Below are 18,441 nucleotides of genomic sequence, written 5' to 3'. Positions count from 1 at the left end.
CAGACCGGCCGCAGCATGACCGGTCACGGCTGCCCCTGGCTTTCCTGGGCCAGCAGCGGAGCCCAGATGCGCCGGGCCAGCTCGCCGAAGCGGGTGGTTTCCCCCGGCCCGCCCGCGGGGGCGGGCGCCGCCATGAGGTCGTCGAGCCGCGGTGCCGAACCCCAGACGTAGCGCAGATGGCGGTCGGTGTGGTCGCCGAAGTGGCCGGGACCATTGGGGCCGCCGTTGAATTCACGTTCCGCCGCCGCGATCGCGTCGTCGGTGCTCGCCCCGCGGAAGCGGCGCTCGGCGTAAACCGCGGTGGCGGTGGGCGCGACCGGCAGCGGTTCGGTCAGCCCCGCGTCGCGCAGGGTGACGAGCTCGCGCAGGATCTCCCTGGCCGCAGGCATCTCGGGCGCGGCGAGCTCGCACCGCCATGCGGGACGGCCGAATTGGCCACGGCCGGTGCTCACCGCGCGCCACGACCTATCCTCGGTCACGGCCAGCGCCAGCAGCGAAACCCACGCGCCGATCCGATGTTTCGGGGCGAGCCGGGAGAAAGTGGTGCGGACCAGGGTTTCACCGCGCACCTCCGGCACGGTGCCGGTGAGCCTGCGTCCGTTGCCCAGATCCACCGCGATGTCCACGGCACGCGCGGCGCCCGCGTAGTCCGCCTGTGCGGCGCGCACCAACCGGTCCACGGTGTGCTCGACCTCGTCGAGGACGGCCGCGCCGAAACCGAAGGGCGGCAACGTGCCGCGCCGCCATTCCGCCGCCCGCAGGCCCACCGGGTCCGCGCCGGTCAGGCGTGCGGCGAGGAGGCGCTCGCCCACTTCCCACTTGGCCAGACCGTCGAGTTCGATGGGCAGCCGCTCGGCGATGTCCTCCTCGTGCTCCGGGACGCGCAGGCCGAGGCGCTGCCAGAGGAAAGCGCGCACCGGGTGCTCGGCGAACGAGATCAGGTCGGCCAGTGCCACGTCCGCCGTTTCGGCGGCCGGCAGCGGCGCGGGCAGGAACGGCGGACGCGGCTGTGCGGGCCGGCCGGCCGCGTGCGCGCCGGCCAGCGCGACCGTGTCGAAACTGAACGGGCGGTCGGCCCGGAAATTGCGGCGGTCGAAGTCTTGCAGCGCATGCCGCGTGACCACCGCGTCCATCGCGGCGGTGCCGACATGAGCCCGCAGTACGTCCAGTAGCTCGGCGACCGGGATGGCGGGCGGTCGGTACGCCCCGGTCACGGGGTCGGCGCCAGTGTGGAACACCAGCAGCGCGTCACGGGCCGCGAGGACCGCGTCCAGCAGCAACTGCCGGTCCTCGCTGCGCGGGTCCCGTTCGCCCAGCAGCGGTTGCCTGGCCAGCACGTCGTCACCGTCCGCGCCGCTCGCGCGCGGGAACACCTCGTCGTCGAGGCCGAGCAGCACCACCACCCGGTGCGGCACCGATCGCATGGGCACCATCGTGCAGACGGTCAGCTCCCCGGTCCGGAAGTTGGCCCTGGTCGGCCGCGCGGCCAGCCGCGAACGCAGCAGCACCCCGACGTCCGCCAGCCGCAACGGCACGCCGTCCGCGTGCTCGGTGGCGGCGGCGAGCTCCTGCTTGGCCTCGGTGCGCACCCACGCCTGGGCATCCGGCACGTCGGTCAGCAGATCCAGCGCGTGGCCAAGCACCGCCGTCCACTCCCGCGCGGGCCGCGGACCGCGCAGGTCGCGCAGGCACACCGCGAGCCGATCGATGAACTCCGCGAAGCGTCCGGCCAAGTCGACGTCGTTGCTGTCCACGTCATCCAAGGGCAGCGCGAGATCCAGCCAGTCCTCGGAGGTTTCGCCGGCGGTGACGCCGAGCAGAATCCGGTCCACCGCGCTGTTGAGCGTGTTCTGGGCGAAGTCGGCGAGCCCGAACGCCTCGCGCTGGCGCTGCCCGATCCCCCACCGCGCGCCCGACTCGGCCGCCCACTCGCGCAGCCGTTCGATATCGTCGTCGTCGAATCCGCAACGGCGCCGGACGGATTCGGCGGCAGCGAGGTCGAGCACGTGGGTCACCGTCACCCTGCCGTCGGCCAGCTCCAGCAGCACCCCGATCACGGCGAGCAGCGGGTTGGTCACCCCACGCCCCCGGTCGGCAAGACGCACCCGCAGCCGGTGCGCCGGATGCTCCGAATCACCCTGCACCTCCGGCGATCCGGGCGTCCGCTGTCCGAACGCCGCCCGCACCAGCGGCGCGTACGCCTCCACCTCGGGACACATGACCAGCACGTCGCGTGGCTCCAGCGTCTCATCGGCCGCGAACAGCCCGAGCAGGCATTCTCGCAACACCTCGACCTGCCGCGCGGGGCCGTGGCAGGTGTGCACCTGCACGGTGCCGTCCGCGCCGGCGGCTGCCTGCACCGGCGGCCATCGATCGTCCCGGATGCCCGCCTGCAACGCGTGCAGCAATGTCGTTGGCGAATTCACGTCCGGCGCGACGCTATCGGTTCGATCCGTGGCGACGGGATGGTGTGTGTCGGTGCCGGTGGCGGCGAGTTCGGCAAGCCGCTGCTGGAGTTCCCGGACGTCACGGGCCGGCCCGGCCAGCAGCGGATGCGACACGGCCGTGGCGCTGCGATCCTCGACGCGGGTACGCGCCGCTGGCATGCGACGTACACGCGACCAGAGGACCGGGCTCGGATGCGCGAGCCAGAGGTGGATGTCGCGGGCGGTCGCCAGGGCCGAGAGCACGGCGAGCTGATCGCTGGGAAGCCTGGTCACGCCGAACAACGACAGCCGCGGGGGCAGTAGGGCCAGATCCGGCTGCGCGCGCAACAGCGCGCAGGCCGCGTCCAGCCGCTCGGCCGGGCTCGGCGCCCCGATCTCGGAACGCAGACTGCGCCACAGCATGGGTTGCCAGAGCAGGTCGTCGGGCACCGCGGCGCCGGCGCCGTCGGTGTCCCGGCCCGCCGCCCACTCGGTGATCAGCGCGGGGCGCTGAGCGCCGTAGCTGTCGAACAGCGCGACCAGCTGGGCCGCGGTCGCGTAACGCCGACCCACGCGGTGCTCTCGGCCCGCCACGGTCCGCGCGCCCAGATGCCTGGCCAGCACGGCGCACCACGGCTCCGACAACGACGCATCGATCACCCGCAGCAGCGTCCACACCACCCGCTCGTGCGCCCACGGGTCGTCCTCGGGGGCCACCCCGCTCGCCGCGGCCAGCACCTCCCCGACCAGCGCGGCGGGTGACGGGAAGGCGACGTTCGCGCAGACGCCGTCGGCCGCGTCGCCCGCCCCGAGAACCGCTGAGAGCGTCTGCGTCAGCCAGCGCTCCACGCCCTTGGCGGGCACCGCGACCACCTCGGCCGCGAACGGGTCCTCCGGCGGCGACGCCAGCATTCCGGCAAGCGCCTGGGCAAGGACGTCGGCGTGCTCGGCACGGTGGATGTGCAGCGGCATCTGCGCCCTCTCGGTCGATGGTGTCGGGCTGCGCTGGCCTCGGACTTCGTGCACGTTTATACGCCCGGCGACCGACGCGCAACCGCACCGCCCCATCGCGACGCGAGTGAAATAGACCACACGAGAACGGAATACTCCGCCGTGTCACGCGGGTTCCGCGCGACCGATGTGCGACAGTGCTGCACCGGGGAGGGACGAGAGCTGCACCGAAAGGCTGGTTCGCGTTCATGGATGCGATGGTGATTCCCCTGGTTCCGAGAGGCGGATTCACGGTCCGCCGAGTCGGTGACTGCTGGGAGCTCGTCAACTCGCGCCACTACGGTCGTGCCGTGGTCCTCCATTCCTGGCCCAGGGACCGGCACACCGAGGCGTTCGAGCACTGCTACCGCCTCAACGGACGCACGGTCGAGGAATTGCGCGCCGCGTTCCGCTGAACCGCTCTGGCCTGCGACGACGACCGAAACCCGGTGCGACGCAAGTACGCAGACGCCCGATTAGCACAATCCGGACCCGAGCTCAAGACGTGCGTCCGGACCCGCGATGTGCGATCGTGGTCCCTCGTGCGTTATCCGTCCTCCGCCACCCGAACCGTTCCCCGCGTGGCCGCCTCCGCCTGTGTCCTCGCCGCCACGGCTATCCTCGCCCCCAGCCTGCCCGCCACGCTCCCGATCGCGGGTGCGGCACCGCTCACGCATACCCAGGGATGCCTGGCCGGTTTCGACTGCGATATGAGCAGTCGCATCGCCGCCGCCGACGCCTACCTCAACAGCCGCCCCGGTGTCACCGGCTACGTCGTGCGCGACCGGGTATCGGGCGGAATCTACGCCAACGCTCATGCGGAGAACGCCGTCTGGACCGCGTCCACGATCAAGCTCGCGATCGCCGCGGATCTGCTGAACCGCGCGCGGGTCGGCGCGATCGCGCTGCCTCCGGAAGACCGCGGCCTGCTGGAATCGATGCTGGCCACCTCGAACGACGGCGCCGCCGACCTGCTGTGGACCAAGTACGCGGGCATCGACCGGATGGCGTTCAACAATGCCTTCCGCGCGAACGGCATGTCCACGCTGGTGCCGCAGCCGACCCATACCGCGCTGTTCCCGGACTGGTCGTTCCAGAAGTGCACCGCCGCCGACCTCGACCGGCTGATGGACCACATTCTCAACCATATGCACCCCGACGACCGCAACTACCTGGTGGACCGGATGCGCGCGGTCGACTCCAACCAGCACTGGGGCGTATGGGGTGCGGGCGCGAAGATGCGGCCGGGCCTGAAGAACGGCTGGTCCTCCGAGGAAGGCGGATGGGTGGTCAACTCGGTCGGCTTCGCAGGACCGGGCGAGCGCTACACCCTGGCCATCATGACTTCGCTGGGTGACGCGGCCGGCTACACCGAGGGCGCCGACACGGATACCAAAGTCGCGGAGATGCTGCTCGCCGGACGCTGAGTTCGATTTGCAGCGCTGTGTCTGATTTGCAGCGCCTGCGGCGCTGCGTGTTCACGGCCCCGGGAAGTCTCACGTCCGAGCAACCGAGACTCGCGCCTACGGCGCATGCACTTCGGTCACTCGGACGCGAGACGGGCCGCGAACGGCGCTCGTAAGACTCGCACACTGTGTTTGATTTGCAGCGCCTGCGGCGCTGCGTGTTCACGGCCCCGGGAAGTCTCGCGTCCGAGCAACCGAGACTCGCGCCTACGGCGCATGCACTTCGGTCACTCGGACGCGAGACGGGCCGCGAACGGCGCTCGTAAGACTCGCACCCGACGGGGCCGGCAATGCGTGAATCGGCTGGACTATGTGATTTGCCAGCGCCAGCGGCGCGCGCCCTCAGGGGCCGGGAGGGTGCGAATCACTCAGGTGGCCGAGCGCCTGCGCAGCGTCATGGGTGCGCCGTCCCTGGGGAAGGGAATCGTGGTGAATCCCCAGGGCATCCGGTATTTCTCCGGGATGTGCCACTCGTATTCACGCACCAGGGCGGCGGTCACCGTCTTCACTTCGAACGTGCCGAAGTGCATCCCGATGCACTTGTGCGCGCCCGCGCCGAACGGCATCCAGGCCAGGCGGTGCGACTTGTCCTCGCGGCGCTGCTCGCCGAACCGCTCGGGGTCGAATCGCTCGGGGTGGGTCCATAACTCCGGCAGCAGGTGATTGACCTGGTAGGCGAGGTCGACCGGAGCGCCGGCCGGAATGTAGTGCCCGGCGATCTCGGTGTCGCGCACAGCGCGACGCGACAACCCCGGAACCGGCGGCATCAATCGCAGGCTTTCCTTCACGACCAGGTCCAGATCACGCAGTCCGTCCAGATCCGCGATGGTCGGCGGCCCGTCGCCGAGCCGTTCGTCCATGCCGAGTACCTCGGCGCGCACCCGCTGCTGCCAGTCCGGATGTTTGCCCAAGTAGTAGGCGACCGCGGTGGCGGTGGTCGTCGTAGTGTCGTGCGCGGCCATGATCAGGAAGATCATGTGGTTCACCACGTCCGCGTCACCGAAGACACCGCCGTCTTCACTGCGTGCGTGACATAGCCCGGAGAAGAAGTCCGGCGATTCGGCGCGGCGCTTCTGCGGCAGCATCGCGGTGAAGTACTCCTCGAGCACCTTCCGGCCGCGCAGCCCGGCCCGCCAGTTTCCGCCGGGCACCGAGTGCCGGATGATGGCCAGCCCGGCGTGGGTGCAGTCGACGAACGCGTCGATGAGCTGTCGGCGCCGCTGGCCGACGTCGACGGCCATGAAGGTCTCGCCAGCGATGTCGAGGGTCAGTTCCTTGATCGTCGGATACAGCCGCACGGTGCGTTCGGCGTTGTCCCGCTGCGGAACCCACCGCGCGATGCTCGCGCGCACCACCGGGGTCAGCGCCGCCAAATGCGCTTCCAGCCGGTCCCTGGTGAAGGCCTGCTGCATGATCCGGCGGTGGAATTTGTGCTCGTCGAATTCCAGGAGCAGCAGTCCGCGCCGGAAGAACGGACCGATGAAATAGTCCCAGCCCTGGCCGAAGTCGCGGCGCCGGTGACCGAGCACTTCGTCGAGCGCGTCCGGCCCTGCGACCAGCACCCGGTCCACGCCGAGCGAGGTGTTCAGCGAGACCGGCCCGTAGCGGCGGTAACGTTCCATCATCTCGGCCGGACCCCAGCGCATGTAGTGCAGTGCCCGGCCCAGATAGGGCAATCCGGCATCGCCGCGCACCGCGACCGTGTCGCTGCCGCGCGGCGGCGTGGCCAGCACCTGCCGCCGTTCCGGCAGTAACCCCAGCGCACGGTCGATCAGATGATCGTGCGGGGCCTCGATCAGCGCGACGTTCTCCGATTCGGCCTGCACGCTGGGCTGTCGACCGAGCGCGCGGTCACCGGCCACCATGGCGAACCTCCCTGAACGACAAAGTCCATCGTAGGCTTACGGCCGCGTCCGCTCGGCCGGTTCCGCCGCAACGATCCTCCCCGTGGCGATCCGCCGACGGTGAGACATCGCACCGCAACACGCCAGGAACGGGGATCTCGTCGTGACGCTGCACGGCGCGGCGGCTACGGTTGGGCGTGTCAGAAAGTGTCGCCGGGGACGGCCCCGAGGTCCATCGAGGAGCAACACGATGAGCAGTCAGACTGTCGGGAACGGTCGTCACCGGGTGGTGGTGATCGGCTCGGGCTTCGGCGGCCTGTTCGGCACCAAGCACCTCAAGCGCGCCGACGTCGATGTCACGCTGATCTCGAAGACCTCGACCCACCTGTTCCAGCCGCTGCTCTACCAGGTCGCCACCGGCATCCTGTCGGTCGGCGAGATCGCGCCCGCCACCCGGCTCGTGCTGCGCAAGCAGAAGAACGCGCAGGTGCTTATGGGCGAGGTCACCGATATCGACCTGCACAACAAAACGGTGACCTCGCGCCTGCTCGACAAGGCCACGGCCACCCCGTTCGACAGTCTGATCGTCGCGACCGGCGCGCAGCAGTCCTACTTCGGCAACGACCGGTTCGCCATCTACGCGCCCGGCATGAAGACCATCGATGACGCGCTGGAGTTGCGCGGACGGATCCTCGGGGCGTTCGAGCAGGCCGAGCTGGCCACCACTCAGGAGGAGCGCGACCGGCTGCTGACCTTCGTCATCGTCGGCGCCGGCCCGACCGGCGTCGAGCTTGCCGGGCAGATCGCCGAGCTTTCCGACCGCACGCTGGAGGGCACCTTCCACAATATCGATCCGCGCGACGCGCGCGTGGTGCTGATCGAAGGCGCGGGCGCGGTGCTCGGGCCGATGGGCCCGAAGCTCGGCGGCAAAGCCGAACGACGATTGACGAACATGGGCGTGGAGATCCAGCTCAACGCGATGGTGATCGACGTCGACGCGTTCGGTGTCACGGTGAAGGACTCCGATGGCACCATCCGCCGCATCGAGTCGGCGTGCAAGGTCTGGTCGGCGGGCGTGCAGGCCAGCCCGCTGGGCAAGATGATCGCCGAGCAGTCCGACGGCACCGAGATCGACCGCGCGGGGCGGGTCGTGGTCGAGCCCGACTTGACCGTCAAGGGCCACCCGAACGTGTTCGTGGTCGGCGATCTGATGTCGGTGCCGAACGTGCCCGGTCAGGCGCAGGGCGCGATCCAGGGCGCGACTTACGCGGCCAAGCAGATCAAGGCAGGCCTGAGCGGCCAGACACCGCAGGAACGGAAACCGTTCAAGTACTTCAACAAGGGCAGCATGGCCACGATCTCGCGGTTCAGCGCCGTGTGCCAGGTGGGCAAGCTGGAGTTCGGCGGGTTCATCGCGTGGCTGGCCTGGCTGGCGCTACACCTGTACTACCTGGTCGGGTACCGCAGCCGGATCATCACCGTGATCCAGTGGTTCGTCACCTTCCTCGGCCGCAGCCGCGGACAGATGGCGGCCACCGAGCAGTGGGTGTTCGCGCGACTAGCCCTGGAGGCCATCAGTACCAGCGACGACCAGGACGCCGAACAGTTGGCCGCCGCACTCGGCACCTCCACCAACAGCAGGGTCGCGGTGGACAAGGCCCACACCGACGTCAAAGCGGGCTGAGTAGCAAACACACAGTTATTTCAATTCGGGGTGCGATAGCGAGTTCGACCAATCCAGGTTGCCAGCGAGTCCGAATGTGGGGCGTCGAAGTCTCCTTCCGGATGAAAGGTGATCTATGGGCACTGGCAAGCACAGAGCAGCCGCCCCGCGTCGACAGAAGATGGGCTCGATCGTCGTGGCGGGGGCGATTCCCCTGGTCCTCGCGCTGGTCGGAACCGGAACCGCGAACGCAGAGCCCGATCCCTCCGCCCCGGCGCCCCCGGCCGACCAATCGGAGTGGCCCGGCGAAACGGAGCAGACCGGTGAGTCCGACCCAACCGATCGGTCGGAGCAATGGCCCGCGGCCGAGGCGCCGAATGTGCGTCCGTACCAGGGGCTGCATATTCCGGAGGACACGCTGAGTTCGCTGCAGTGGGCACGGCCGCTGCCGGAGCAGAAATACCTGGCTCCGTTAGAGGCGCTGCACCTGCCCGTTGCGGTCGCTCCGGTGCCACCGATCGCGCCGCCGCCGCACAAGTTGCGCTTCGGCGACGTGCAAGTCGATTCACCGGAATGGCTCTACCGGGAGCAGGCGATCCAGCTCAATGACAGCGCGGCGGTAGCCGAGGCCAATATGGCGACATTCCTCGACTCGGTTGGCATGGAGCGCACCAGGTCCGACCGCATCGCGGGCCAGACCGTGGGCGCCGCGGCCATCGGTGCGGCCGCGGGCGCGGCGGTGGCAAGCCCGTTCGCGCTGTTCGGGGCCGCCGTCGGCGGTGTGATCGGCGGGGCCATCGGCCTGCCGTTCGCGCCGATCGGCCTCGCCGCGGGTCCGATGGGCGCCGCGTACGGCGCGGCCCTCATGGCCGTTCCCCTCGCGGCCATCGGCGCGGGCGTCGGTGCGGCGCTCGGCGCGGTACACGCCTTCAGCGCTCCCCCGCAGGCCCTCAGCACACCCCCGGAATCCGCCGACATGCCCTCGGAGTCCGCCGAGACGGCCCCCGACGCCGACTCGGCGCCGGAGGAGGCCAACGGTTGACCGGAACGGTGCTTCCGAGGGAGGGGGACTCCCGCAAGGGGTGGGAGTCCGACGACACTGTCGGGCTCCCACCCCTCCTTGTTTCTCCCGCGCTCGATCGGATTACACCCCTACCGGGCCGCAATCTTCGATCCCTCCTGCGCCTCACTCGGAGACGGCGAGCAACGGCCCGGTGCGGGTGAACAGGCTGCCACCAGCCGCCAGCGGCAGCCGGGTCTGCGTCAAACCGGTTGTCGCCGCTGCACATCCGTCTGGATAGACGAGTTCGCTCTCCACGGCGCGCGGGGCGGACAGCGCGTCGTCGGCCGGTGTGCCCGCGCCCAGTGCGAGGCGATGGCGCAGCAGCGGGATCGCGCCGACGTCGGCCACCAGGTCTCCTCGCCACTCGCCCGAGTCCTCGCCGGTGCGTCCGATCTGGACACGTTCCCGCATGCGCAGCCGGGCATCGGAGGCCAGCCGGATAGTTGTGACGGTGTGGTGCCGCGCCGAACCCGCGACGATCATCGGCTCGGGATCGAAATCCAGCGCTGCTCCGCTGCCGACCTCGAGATGCCACCGCGCGAACGACAGCGGCGTCGTAGGGCCGGGCAACGCCAGCGTCGCCGCGACCGAGCGCACCGTCAGTTCGGCGCCGGGCGCGACCACGACGACGATGTCGAGCTCGTCACCACCGAGCGGTGTGGCGGCGGTGCCGATCAGATGAATTGTCCGTGGACCGGTGCGGCGAGCCGACAGCCCACCGCTCGCGTGGATCTCCGGGAGCGCCGCCGCGGTGGCGACGATCCGTACCTCGGTGCGCAACAGCGGAACTCAATGCGCGACAGCGGATTCGCCGGTGTCCGCCCGGTCCTGCTCTGCCACCGCACGTAATCGCTCGCGGACCCAGTCCAGCACCGGCGTCGCCGCCGGGTCCTCGGTGAGCGAGACCAGTACGGTCGGGCGGCCCGCACGCACCCGCGCGGCGTCGCGCTCCATCACGCCCAGATCCGCGCCGACCAGCGGGGCGAGATCGGTCTTGTTGACCACCAGCAGATCCGAGAAGGTCACGCCGGGACCGCCTTTGCGCGGTACCTTGTCGCCGCCCGCTACGTCGACGACGAAGATCTGCACATCGATCAGACCGGAGGAGAAGGTCGCGGTGAGATTGTCGCCACCGGATTCGACGAGGATCAGATCCAGCGGCGGGTTGGCCGCGATCAGATCGTCGATGGCGTCGAGGTTGGCGGTGATGTCGTCGCGGATGGCGGTGTGCGGGCAGCCGCCGGTCTGCACGGCGGTGATCCGCTCGTCGGGGAGTACCGCGTGCCTGCGCAGGAAGTCGGCGTCCTCGGTCGTGTAGATGTCGTTGGTCAGGACGGCCACCGACAGCTCGCCGCGCAGCTGCCTGCACAGCGCGGCCACCAGAGCGGTCTTGCCGGAACCGACCGGGCCGCCGATGCCGATGCGCAGCGCCTCGCCAGGGGTGCGAGCCCGCTTGGGCCGATCGTGACTATGGTCGTGCGGCTCACCGTCGATCAGGTGCGGGGGCATCGCGTGATCTCCTTCTCTCGGGGCTTCAGCTGGCGAACAGGGGCATGTCGCGGCGCAGGTGACGCTCGGCGAGCACGTCTTGCAGTGGATCGGATACCGCGGCAAGACCGGTCACCGCCTCCGCGGCGATGCGGTCGCACAGGCCGGCCAGGCGGATCGTGCACGCGGCGATCGCGGCGGGGTCCAAGGCCAGCAAGCGCTGGGCGGCGGTCGCCGCGCCGGTGAGCGTGGTGTAGACGACGACACTCGCGGTCTCCAGGGGCGGCACCGCGGCGGCCGCACCGACCACACCGAAAACCGTGGACAGGTGCGGTGTCGGGCCCAGCGGCGACCACTCGTGTTCAGGCCACAGCTGTTTGGCCAGACGCAGCAGGCCGCGGCCCTGCGCACGAGACGCCGCTCGGGCGCCGGGCGCGGGTGTGCGCGCGTCGGCCTCCGCCTCGGCGCACGCCGGATCGAGTTCGCCCGCGCACACCGCGGCGGCCAGCGATGCGGCCACCAGAGCTGTGGTCCGGATTCGGCGGCGCAGGTACAGCTCCACCGTTGCCACGTCGCGGATCAGGCCGGAGGAGACGGCCTCTTCCACGCCGCCGGAATGCACGTGCCCACCGATCGGCAGCCGCGAGTCGGCGAGCGCGAGCACCATCGTCAGGCTCGACGCAGCCGGACCGGTCGGACCAGATTCACGCACCCGTCGATCCTATGTCCGGGAGTGTCCCTGCCGTTTCGCGGACGTTCCGGTGGTGCGCGTCAACGCCGGAAGGCGCGTTCCATGAATCGCTGGGCGCGGCCGCGGGTCAAATCGGTCCACGCCTGTACCGGCGCCGACCACCAGGGGGCGATCTCGCGCGGTTTGGCGGTCACCGCCTGGCAGACCAGGTCGGCGGCCTCGTCGACGGTGAGCCCGGGAACACGGCTGAAGTCGGTGGGCGCGCTCATCCTGGTGTGCACCAGCGGCATGTAGATCGAGGTGGTCGTGACACCGTCGGACACCACTTCAGCCGCGACGCTGCGCAACCACACATCGAACGCGGCCTTGGACGCCCCATAGGCCGCCCAGCGTGGGGCAGGCGGAACACGCACGCCCCAGGTGGAGATGTTGACGATGTGGCCTCGGCCGCGGGCGCACATGGCAGGCAGCAGCGTGAGCAGCAATCGAACCGGGCCGAGATAGTTGACGTCGATGGTGCGAGTGAAATCGTGAAAGCGGTCGTAGGACTCGTCGATGGGACGGCGAATCGACTTGCCCGCGTTGTTGATCACCACGTCGAGGCGGCCGTGCTCGTCGAGCAGCGCGCAGCCGAGGCGTTCGACGGCGTCCATGTCGGTGAGATCGGTGGGATAGGCGTGCGCGACCCCGCCCGCCGCTGTGATCTCCGCGGCCAGCCGGTCGAGTTCATCGGCGGAGCGTGCGACGAGCAGGACAGTCGCACCCGCCGCGGCCAGTTTGCGCGCGCTGGCTTTGCCGATTCCGTGCGATGCGCCGGTGACCAGCACGATCTGGCCATCGACCGCGGCGCGCAACGCTTTTTCCTGCGGCCGCGACGTGGGATACAGCAGCCGCGTCGCCACCCGTTCGGCGATCGGGCGCCCGTTGTTCGAGGCCGGGGTGTGGTTCACGAATTCGACTGTAGCCCGGATCCGGCCGCTCACCCCGGGATCGGGTGATCACCTGGGCTGTGACCGGTCCCGCACGAGTTGCGGCCGGTCCTGCCGGGCGAGGTCAGCGGCGATGCGCAGATCGACACCGGTGCGCCGGATCAGCGCCGCGCGGATGCGGCGAACCGGGCGATCAGGGCCATCGCCGCCAGCGCCGTCGCGCCGACGGCCAGCGCGATGTGCATCCCGTTGACGAAGGATTCGCGTGCCGACTCGATCAGCGCCGCGTCGCCGTCGGCCTTCTGGATGGTCTCGCCGAGCGTGGCCGCGTAGTCACCGCCGGACCGGAAGATCAGCGCCGCGAGCGAGCCGAGCAGCGCGAGGCCAAGTGCATTGCCCAACTCGAAGCTGGTCTCGGAGATGCCCACCGCCGATCCGGCCCGCTCCGGCGGCACCGAGGACACCGCCACGTCGGACACCAAAGTGAAGGCCAGGCCATAGCCGATTCCCGCGATGGTGGACCCGGTCAGGTACCACCAGAGCCCGCCGTGCACGCCGACGCCGAGCAGCATCAGGTTGCCGACCGCCGAGGCGAGCAGCGCGAATACGAAGGTGGCGAGTGCCCCGAACCGGTGCCCGACCCGCGCTCCGCCCATGGAGCAGACGAACACGGCGATCGCCATCGGAATGCCGAGCAGCGCCGCTGCCAGCGGCGTGCGGCCGGTCACCGACTGCAGGTAGATGCTGGTCAGATAGCTCAGACCGGCCAGCGACATCATGCCGATCAGGCTGGAGCCGATCGCCACCGAGAAGGGGACCCTCGCGAACAACCGCAGGTCGAGCAGTGGTTCGTCGAGCTGTCGCTGCCTGCGGACGAAGACGGTCGAGAGCGCGGCGCCGATCAGCGCGAGGACGACGGCTTGCGCATCGATGCCTTGGGTCGCGGCGTGCTTGATGCCATAGACCACCGGCAGGATGCCGCCGATGGACAAGGCGACGCTCGGCAAGTCCAGCGGTCCCAGCACGCCCGCGCGATGCTCCGGCAGCACGAACGGGCCGAATGCGAGCAGGATCAGCAGCACCGGGATATTGATGAGAAACACCGAGCCCCACCAGAACTGGTGCAGCAGCACCCCGCCGATGATGGGTCCGACGGCCGAGCCGCCGGCGAAGAACGCCGTCCAGACCCCGATCGCGGCGGCCCGCTCGCGCACGTCGGGAAACAGGTTGGAGATCAGCGCCAGACTGGAGGGCAGCAAGGTCGCGCCCCCGATGCCCATCAGCGCCCGCGCCGCGATGAGCACGGCCGCGCTCGGCGCGAACGCCGCGATCACCGAGGCGATCCCGAACACCGCGGCGCCCGCCAACAGGATGGTGCGCCGCCCGACCCGGTCGCCCAGGTTGCCCATGGTGATCAGCAGGCCCGCGATCAAGAATCCGTAGATATCGAGAATCCACAGTTGCTGGTCCGCCGAGGGATCCAGGTCGACGGTCAGCGTCGGCAGCGCGAGGAACAGCACCGACATGTCCATCGACACGAGCAGCACCGGCAGCAGCAGGACGGCCAGGCCCAGCCAGGCGCGGCGTGAGCCCACCGTGGTCGGCGCCGTCCCCTCTGCCCGCACGTCTGTCATTCCGAACGTCCTCTCACTGGCGCGTACGTCGTACGCATGAGTCCGGGTACAGTGTACGCTACGCGTCCGGGCCCAGAAGAAAGCGAGCCGTGGGATGACCGAGGTCAAGCTGCACCGCACCGCCATCGTCGACACCGCGATCGAGCTCGCCGACACCGAGGGCTTGGACGCGCTGTCCATGCGGCGCATCGCCGAACGGCTCGGTGTGGGAGCCATGTCGCTGTATCGCCACGTCGCGAACAAGGATGAGCTCCTGGCATTGATGACCGACGAGGTGGCCAGGCGCAACCCGTACCCGCCACCGGAGGGGCGACAGTGGACCTGGCGCGACCGGGTCCGGATCGCCGCCGAGATCGATTGGGCGCTCTACCGGCAGCATCCGTGGGTGCTGCTCACCTTCGCCACCCCGCGCTACAGCTTCGGCCCGCAGAGCCTCGCCTGCCTGGCCTGGTTGGTGGACGGCTTCCTGGAACTCGGAGTCTCCACCCGCGAGGCGACGAGCATGTCCTTCACCGTGTGGAACTACATCTCCGGCGCCACCTTGCCGGAGATCAGCGCCGCGTTGATGGCACGCAAGGGCATGAACCCCGTCGGCGACAACGGTCTGCGGACACTGCTGAACGGCACGGCCCAGGGAGCGGTCCCGCCGGTGCTGGCCGATCTCGCAGGCAGCGGCGTCAGCGACCTGACCCAGGAGGAACTGCTCTACGGCGGGCTCGAGGCACTGTGCGACGGATTCGCGGCCCGGGCCGCGCGCCGCGACATTTGACGAAGTAGCGCTGATCCCCTAGCCGCGGATCATTCGATGACCTCGCCGTTCACCACGGCATAGGCGAAACCGTCCCAGCCCTTGCTGCCCACGGTCTGCACGACGGTCGCGTCCAGGCTCGGTTCGGCGGCGAGCAACTCGATCAGTTCGCGGCTGGCTTGCACGGCCGGGTCCGGCGAGTGCTCCTCGGCCACCGCTCCCCCGCGGACCACATTATCGACGATGATCACCGAGCCCGGCCGGGTCAGCCGCAGCGCCCACAGCACGTAGTTCGAGTTGTTCACCTTGTCCGCGTCGATGAACACCAGATCGAACGGATCGGGGTCCTCCTCGGCGAGCACGGGCAGGCTGTCCAGCGCGGCGCCGACCCGGATCTCCACCCGGTCGCCCACCCCGGCACGCTCCAGGTTCGCCCGCGCCACCTCGGCGTGCTGTGCGGCGAACTCCAGCGTGACCACCTGTCCCTTCGCGCCGACCGCGCGGGCGAGCCAGATCGTGCTGTATCCACCGAGGGTGCCGATCTCCAGCACCCGCCGCGCCCCGACCGTCCTGGCCAGCAGATGCAGAAACTTCCCCTGCGGCGGTGACACATCGATCGCGGGCAGGCCCGCGGCCTTGTTCGCCGCCAGCGCGGCTTCGGAGGCCGGATCCGCTACCAGCGTGTCCACTAGGTAGCCGTCCACGTCGGCCCATTCAGGTGTCGTCATGCCTGGAAGTCTGCCACTGGATTCCGCCCGGCGGATCGGCTTCCCGAGTAGCGTGCGGCACAGAAGAGACGTGCATGTCCCGCTCTCGAGCGCCGACCCACGGACAGGACACGACATGACGAGGCTTCCGCGCGCGATAGCCGTCACCGCCTGCCTGCTCGCACTCGCCGCCACCGCACCCGCCCACTCCTCACCCGGCGACGAAGGGGCCGAGTACGTCGCGCTCGGGGACTCCGGCGCTGCCACCACTGGTGTGCGGAACTTCGACAATTCCGCCCCACCGCGGTGCCTCCGCTCGACCGCCAACACTCCGAAGCTGGTCGCGGCGGGTCTCGGCCTGCGGCTCGACGACCGCACCTGCAACTCGGCGCGCATCACCGACCTCGCCGCCTCCCAGGGGCCGGGCATCGCACCGCAGTTCGACGCCCTCGGCCGCGCCACCAGGCTGGTGACGGTGCATATCGGTGCCAACGACGCCCTGATGGCCGAGCATGTCATCGCCTGCCACGTGTCCGGAGGCTTCGGTGTCGGCACCTGCGCCGGTCCGGACTGGAACGCCGACATCGACGGTATCGCGTCGTCGTATTCGACCGCATTGCAGCAGATCTCGGCTCTGGCCCCGAAAGCGAAGATCATCGTCGACGGATGGCCGCTCTACGTCCGCGACGGCGGTTGCCCGGACCTCGTCGGCCTTCGCCCGTCCGACGCCGCCCACATACAGGCCGCCTTCGACCGCCTCAACACCGTGGTGGCTCGCGCCGCTACCGCGCACGGCGCCACCTATGTCGATACCCGCTCCGCGTCGGAGGGCCGCGACGCGTGCGCTCCGGTCGGCGTCCGATGGATCGAACCCGTGATCGCCACCGAAACCCTCGTCCCCTACCACCTCACCCCGCAGGGCATGCGCGGTGTGGCCGACGTCATCCTCCCGGCGATCCGCGCGTCGGGACTGCCCGCTTGAGCGATTTCCGCCCTACAGATGGCACCGCCCCGGACTCCAGCGGAGGTCCGGGGCGGGTCGGGCGCGATCCTTACTTCGAGAAGTTCTCCGGAGGCTGCCAGGGGCGGCTGTGCGGGTCGTCCGGGCGCTGGGCCGGAGGCTGCTGCGGAGGATCTTGTTGCGGCGCCGGCTGCTGCGGCGGGAAAGCCTCCTGCGGGGGAAGCACCGGCTGGTGCGGGGAGGGTTCGTATCCCTGCGGCGGCGAGGTCGGCGCCAAGCCCTCGACCGGAGTACGAGCCGTGGCCTCGGCGGCGCGCACGGCCCGCTCGATGGTCGGGTCGGGCGCGGTGTCGAACCAGTCCGCGACGTCGGAGTCGTCCTCGGGCTTGACTTCCGAGCCGTCGGAGGCGGGCGGTTCGTAGCGGAACACCCCGTCCTCGCCCTGCGTGCCGAAGCTCTTGGCGAACCCTTCGAGCGCCTTGCCGAAATCGCTCGGCACCAGCCACACCTTGTTGGCGTCGCCGCGGGCGACCATGGGCAGCGTCTGCAGGTACTGGTAGGCAAGCAGTTCCGGCGTCGGCTTGCCGGATTTGATGGCGGCGAAGACCTTTTCGATGGCTTTGGCCTGTCCCTGCGCCTGCAAATACGCGGCGGCGCGCTCACCTTGGGCGCGCAGAATACGGCTCTGCCGTTCACCTTCGGCGGACAGGATCGCCGATTGCTTGGCGCCCTCCGCGGACAGGATCTGCGCTTGCTTGGCGCCCTCGGCGGTCTTGATCTGCGACTCCCGCTGGCCCTCCGCGGTGAGGATCATCGCGCGCTTCTCGCGGTCGGCCTTCATCTGCTTCTCCATCGACTCCTGGATCGATGGCGGCGGATCGATGCTCTTCAACTCGACCCGCGCGACGCGCAGTCCCCAGCGCCCGGTCGCCTCGTCGAGCACGCCACGCAGCTGGCCGTTGATCGAGTCGCGGGAGGTGAGCGTCTGCTCGAGCGTCATACCGCCGACGACGTTGCGCAACGTGGTGACGGTCAGTTGCTCGACCGCGGCGATGTAGTTGCTGATCTCGTACACCGCCGCCTGCGGGCTGGTCACCTGGAAGTAGACGACGGTGTCGATGTGCAGGGTCAGGTTGTCCTCGGTGATCACCGGCTGCGGCGGGAACGAGACCACTCGCTCCCGCAGATCGACTTTGGCGCGGATCCGGTCGGCGAACGGGACGAGGAACGTGAGCTGGCCCGACACCGTGCGCGAGTACCGGCCCAGACGCTCGATCACCGCGGCCTCGGCCTGCGGCACCAGCGCGATCGACTTGAAGACCACCACCACGACCAGGAGGACGAGGACGGCGGCGACGATCAGTACAGCCATTACGGCCCCTTCCAGACGACGGCGGTCGCGCCGTCGATCTTCATGACGTACACGGTCGTGCCGGGTTCGTAGACCTCGCTCACGTCCATCGGCCGCGCGGTCCACACCTCCCCGCCCAATTTCACCTGACCGGAGTGCGCCGCGACCTGTTCGAGCACCAGCGCCGTCTTACCCGGCAAGGCATCCACGTTCGTCGGCGTCGGCGGCGGAGTTCCGAAGCGCCGCCAGAGGATCGGGCGGACACCGAGCAGCAGCACCGCCGAAATCACCGCGAACACGATGGCGTCCACCACGAGCGACGTGCCCGCCGCGGCGCTGACACCCGCGGTGCCGAGCGCGGCCACACCGAGCATCAGCAGCGTGAGATCCCCGGTGAGCATTTCCGCCGCCGCGAGCAGGATGCCCGCGACAAGCCAAAAAATTGCGGCCACACGACCACTGTAGTGCTCCGGCTATGTT

The 18,441-nt window shown here is 69.7% G+C and carries 15 protein-coding genes; 5 read left to right on the top strand and 10 right to left on the bottom strand.

What is annotated here, in order from left to right:
* Positions 1-23 precede the first annotated feature (23 nt).
* Entirely contained in the window at positions 24-3,398 is a 3,375-nt protein-coding gene (recC, locus tag OHA40_RS28490) for an exodeoxyribonuclease V subunit gamma (RefSeq protein WP_330229925.1), read from the bottom strand.
* Positions 3,399-3,997: 599 nt separating this feature from the next.
* Between recC and OHA40_RS28485 the strand changes: the two genes are divergently transcribed.
* Positions 3,998-4,843, top strand: a complete 846-nt coding sequence (locus tag OHA40_RS28485; RefSeq protein ID WP_330229924.1) for a tat pathway signal sequence — start codon at positions 3,998-4,000, stop codon at positions 4,841-4,843.
* 407 nt (positions 4,844-5,250) lie between these two features.
* On the opposite strand, the gene OHA40_RS28480 is transcribed toward OHA40_RS28485, so the two are convergent.
* Positions 5,251-6,747, bottom strand: a complete 1,497-nt coding sequence (locus OHA40_RS28480) for a cytochrome P450 (protein ID WP_330229923.1) — start codon at positions 6,745-6,747, stop codon at positions 5,251-5,253.
* 229 nt (positions 6,748-6,976) lie between these two features.
* Here OHA40_RS28480 and OHA40_RS28475 point away from each other — a divergent pair, with 229 nt between their 5' ends.
* Both OHA40_RS28475 and OHA40_RS28470 read left to right on the top strand, forming a co-directional pair.
* Entirely contained in the window at positions 6,977-8,410 is a 1,434-nt protein-coding gene (locus OHA40_RS28475) for an NAD(P)/FAD-dependent oxidoreductase (protein ID WP_330229922.1), read from the top strand.
* Positions 8,411-8,525: 115 nt separating this feature from the next.
* Positions 8,526-9,431, top strand: a complete 906-nt coding sequence (locus OHA40_RS28470; RefSeq protein WP_330229921.1) for a hypothetical protein — start codon at positions 8,526-8,528, stop codon at positions 9,429-9,431.
* A gap of 144 nt (positions 9,432-9,575) precedes the next feature.
* Here the strand turns inward: OHA40_RS28470 and OHA40_RS28465 are convergent, their stop codons facing one another.
* The 5 genes from OHA40_RS28465 to OHA40_RS28445 all read right to left on the bottom strand — a co-directional run bounded on the left by OHA40_RS28465 (position 9,576) and on the right by OHA40_RS28445 (position 14,194).
* Complete coding sequence (locus OHA40_RS28465) at positions 9,576-10,232, bottom strand: urease accessory protein UreD (RefSeq protein ID WP_330229920.1); 657 nt, start codon at positions 10,230-10,232, stop codon at positions 9,576-9,578.
* 9 nt (positions 10,233-10,241) lie between these two features.
* On the bottom strand, positions 10,242-10,961 hold the full coding sequence (ureG, locus tag OHA40_RS28460) for an urease accessory protein UreG (RefSeq protein WP_330229919.1): 720 nt from the start codon (positions 10,959-10,961) through the stop codon (positions 10,242-10,244).
* A gap of 25 nt (positions 10,962-10,986) precedes the next feature.
* Positions 10,987-11,607, bottom strand: coding sequence for an urease accessory protein UreF (locus OHA40_RS28455; RefSeq protein WP_330234416.1), 621 nt, complete (start codon positions 11,605-11,607; stop codon positions 10,987-10,989).
* 104 nt (positions 11,608-11,711) lie between these two features.
* Positions 11,712-12,581, bottom strand: a complete 870-nt coding sequence (locus tag OHA40_RS28450) for an SDR family NAD(P)-dependent oxidoreductase (protein ID WP_442943835.1) — start codon at positions 12,579-12,581, stop codon at positions 11,712-11,714.
* A gap of 140 nt (positions 12,582-12,721) precedes the next feature.
* Positions 12,722-14,194 (bottom strand): MFS transporter, encoded by a 1,473-nt coding sequence (locus tag OHA40_RS28445; RefSeq protein ID WP_330229918.1) that lies wholly within the window; start codon positions 14,192-14,194, stop codon positions 12,722-12,724.
* Positions 14,195-14,288: 94 nt separating this feature from the next.
* On the opposite strand from OHA40_RS28445, the gene OHA40_RS28440 reads away from it, so the two are divergent.
* On the top strand, positions 14,289-14,963 hold the full coding sequence (locus OHA40_RS28440; protein WP_330229917.1) for a TetR/AcrR family transcriptional regulator: 675 nt from the start codon (positions 14,289-14,291) through the stop codon (positions 14,961-14,963).
* Between the two features lie 29 nt (positions 14,964-14,992).
* On the opposite strand, the gene OHA40_RS28435 is transcribed toward OHA40_RS28440, so the two are convergent.
* Positions 14,993-15,670 carry an O-methyltransferase gene (locus tag OHA40_RS28435; RefSeq protein WP_330229916.1) on the bottom strand — a complete coding sequence of 226 codons (678 nt, stop codon included), beginning with the start codon at positions 15,668-15,670 and terminating at the stop codon, positions 14,993-14,995.
* A 115-nt stretch (positions 15,671-15,785) separates the two neighbouring features.
* Here OHA40_RS28435 and OHA40_RS28430 point away from each other — a divergent pair, with 115 nt between their 5' ends.
* Positions 15,786-16,631, top strand: coding sequence for an SGNH/GDSL hydrolase family protein (locus tag OHA40_RS28430; protein WP_330229915.1), 846 nt, complete (start codon positions 15,786-15,788; stop codon positions 16,629-16,631).
* A 70-nt stretch (positions 16,632-16,701) separates the two neighbouring features.
* On the opposite strand, the gene OHA40_RS28425 is transcribed toward OHA40_RS28430, so the two are convergent.
* Positions 16,702-17,982, bottom strand: a complete 1,281-nt coding sequence (locus OHA40_RS28425) for an SPFH domain-containing protein (RefSeq protein WP_330229914.1) — start codon at positions 17,980-17,982, stop codon at positions 16,702-16,704.
* Positions 17,982-18,413, bottom strand: a complete 432-nt coding sequence (locus OHA40_RS28420; protein WP_330229913.1) for an NfeD family protein — start codon at positions 18,411-18,413, stop codon at positions 17,982-17,984. The genes OHA40_RS28425 and OHA40_RS28420 overlap by 1 nt, the downstream gene beginning before the upstream one ends.
* Positions 18,414-18,441 lie beyond the last annotated feature (28 nt).

This window comes from Nocardia sp. NBC_00508, assembly GCF_036346875.1.
GTDB lineage: Bacteria > Actinomycetota > Actinomycetes > Mycobacteriales > Mycobacteriaceae > Nocardia.
The sequence above is the reverse complement of the archived record's forward strand: the minus strand, read 5'-3'. Positions and strand labels throughout refer to the sequence as shown.

Bases quoted from the DNA above. Each gene is read 5' to 3' on its own strand.
- OHA40_RS28435 (WP_330229916.1), bottom strand. From the start codon at position 15,670: ATGACGACACCTGAATGGGCCGACGTGGACGGCTACCTAGTGGACACG.
- OHA40_RS28455 (WP_330234416.1), bottom strand. From the start codon at position 11,607: ATGGTGCTCGCGCTCGCCGACTCGCGGCTGCCGATCGGTGGGCACGTG.
- ureG (WP_330229919.1), bottom strand. From the start codon at position 10,961: ATGCCCCCGCACCTGATCGACGGTGAGCCGCACGACCATAGTCACGAT.
- OHA40_RS28440 (WP_330229917.1), top strand. From the start codon at position 14,289: ATGACCGAGGTCAAGCTGCACCGCACCGCCATCGTCGACACCGCGATC.
- OHA40_RS28470 (WP_330229921.1), top strand. From the start codon at position 8,526: ATGGGCACTGGCAAGCACAGAGCAGCCGCCCCGCGTCGACAGAAGATG.
- OHA40_RS28480 (WP_330229923.1), bottom strand. From the start codon at position 6,747: ATGGTGGCCGGTGACCGCGCGCTCGGTCGACAGCCCAGCGTGCAGGCC.
- OHA40_RS28475 (WP_330229922.1), top strand. From the start codon at position 6,977: ATGAGCAGTCAGACTGTCGGGAACGGTCGTCACCGGGTGGTGGTGATC.
- OHA40_RS28430 (WP_330229915.1), top strand. From the start codon at position 15,786: ATGACGAGGCTTCCGCGCGCGATAGCCGTCACCGCCTGCCTGCTCGCA.
- recC (WP_330229925.1), bottom strand. From the start codon at position 3,398: ATGCCGCTGCACATCCACCGTGCCGAGCACGCCGACGTCCTTGCCCAG.
- OHA40_RS28445 (WP_330229918.1), bottom strand. From the start codon at position 14,194: ATGACAGACGTGCGGGCAGAGGGGACGGCGCCGACCACGGTGGGCTCA.
- OHA40_RS28425 (WP_330229914.1), bottom strand. From the start codon at position 17,982: ATGGCTGTACTGATCGTCGCCGCCGTCCTCGTCCTCCTGGTCGTGGTG.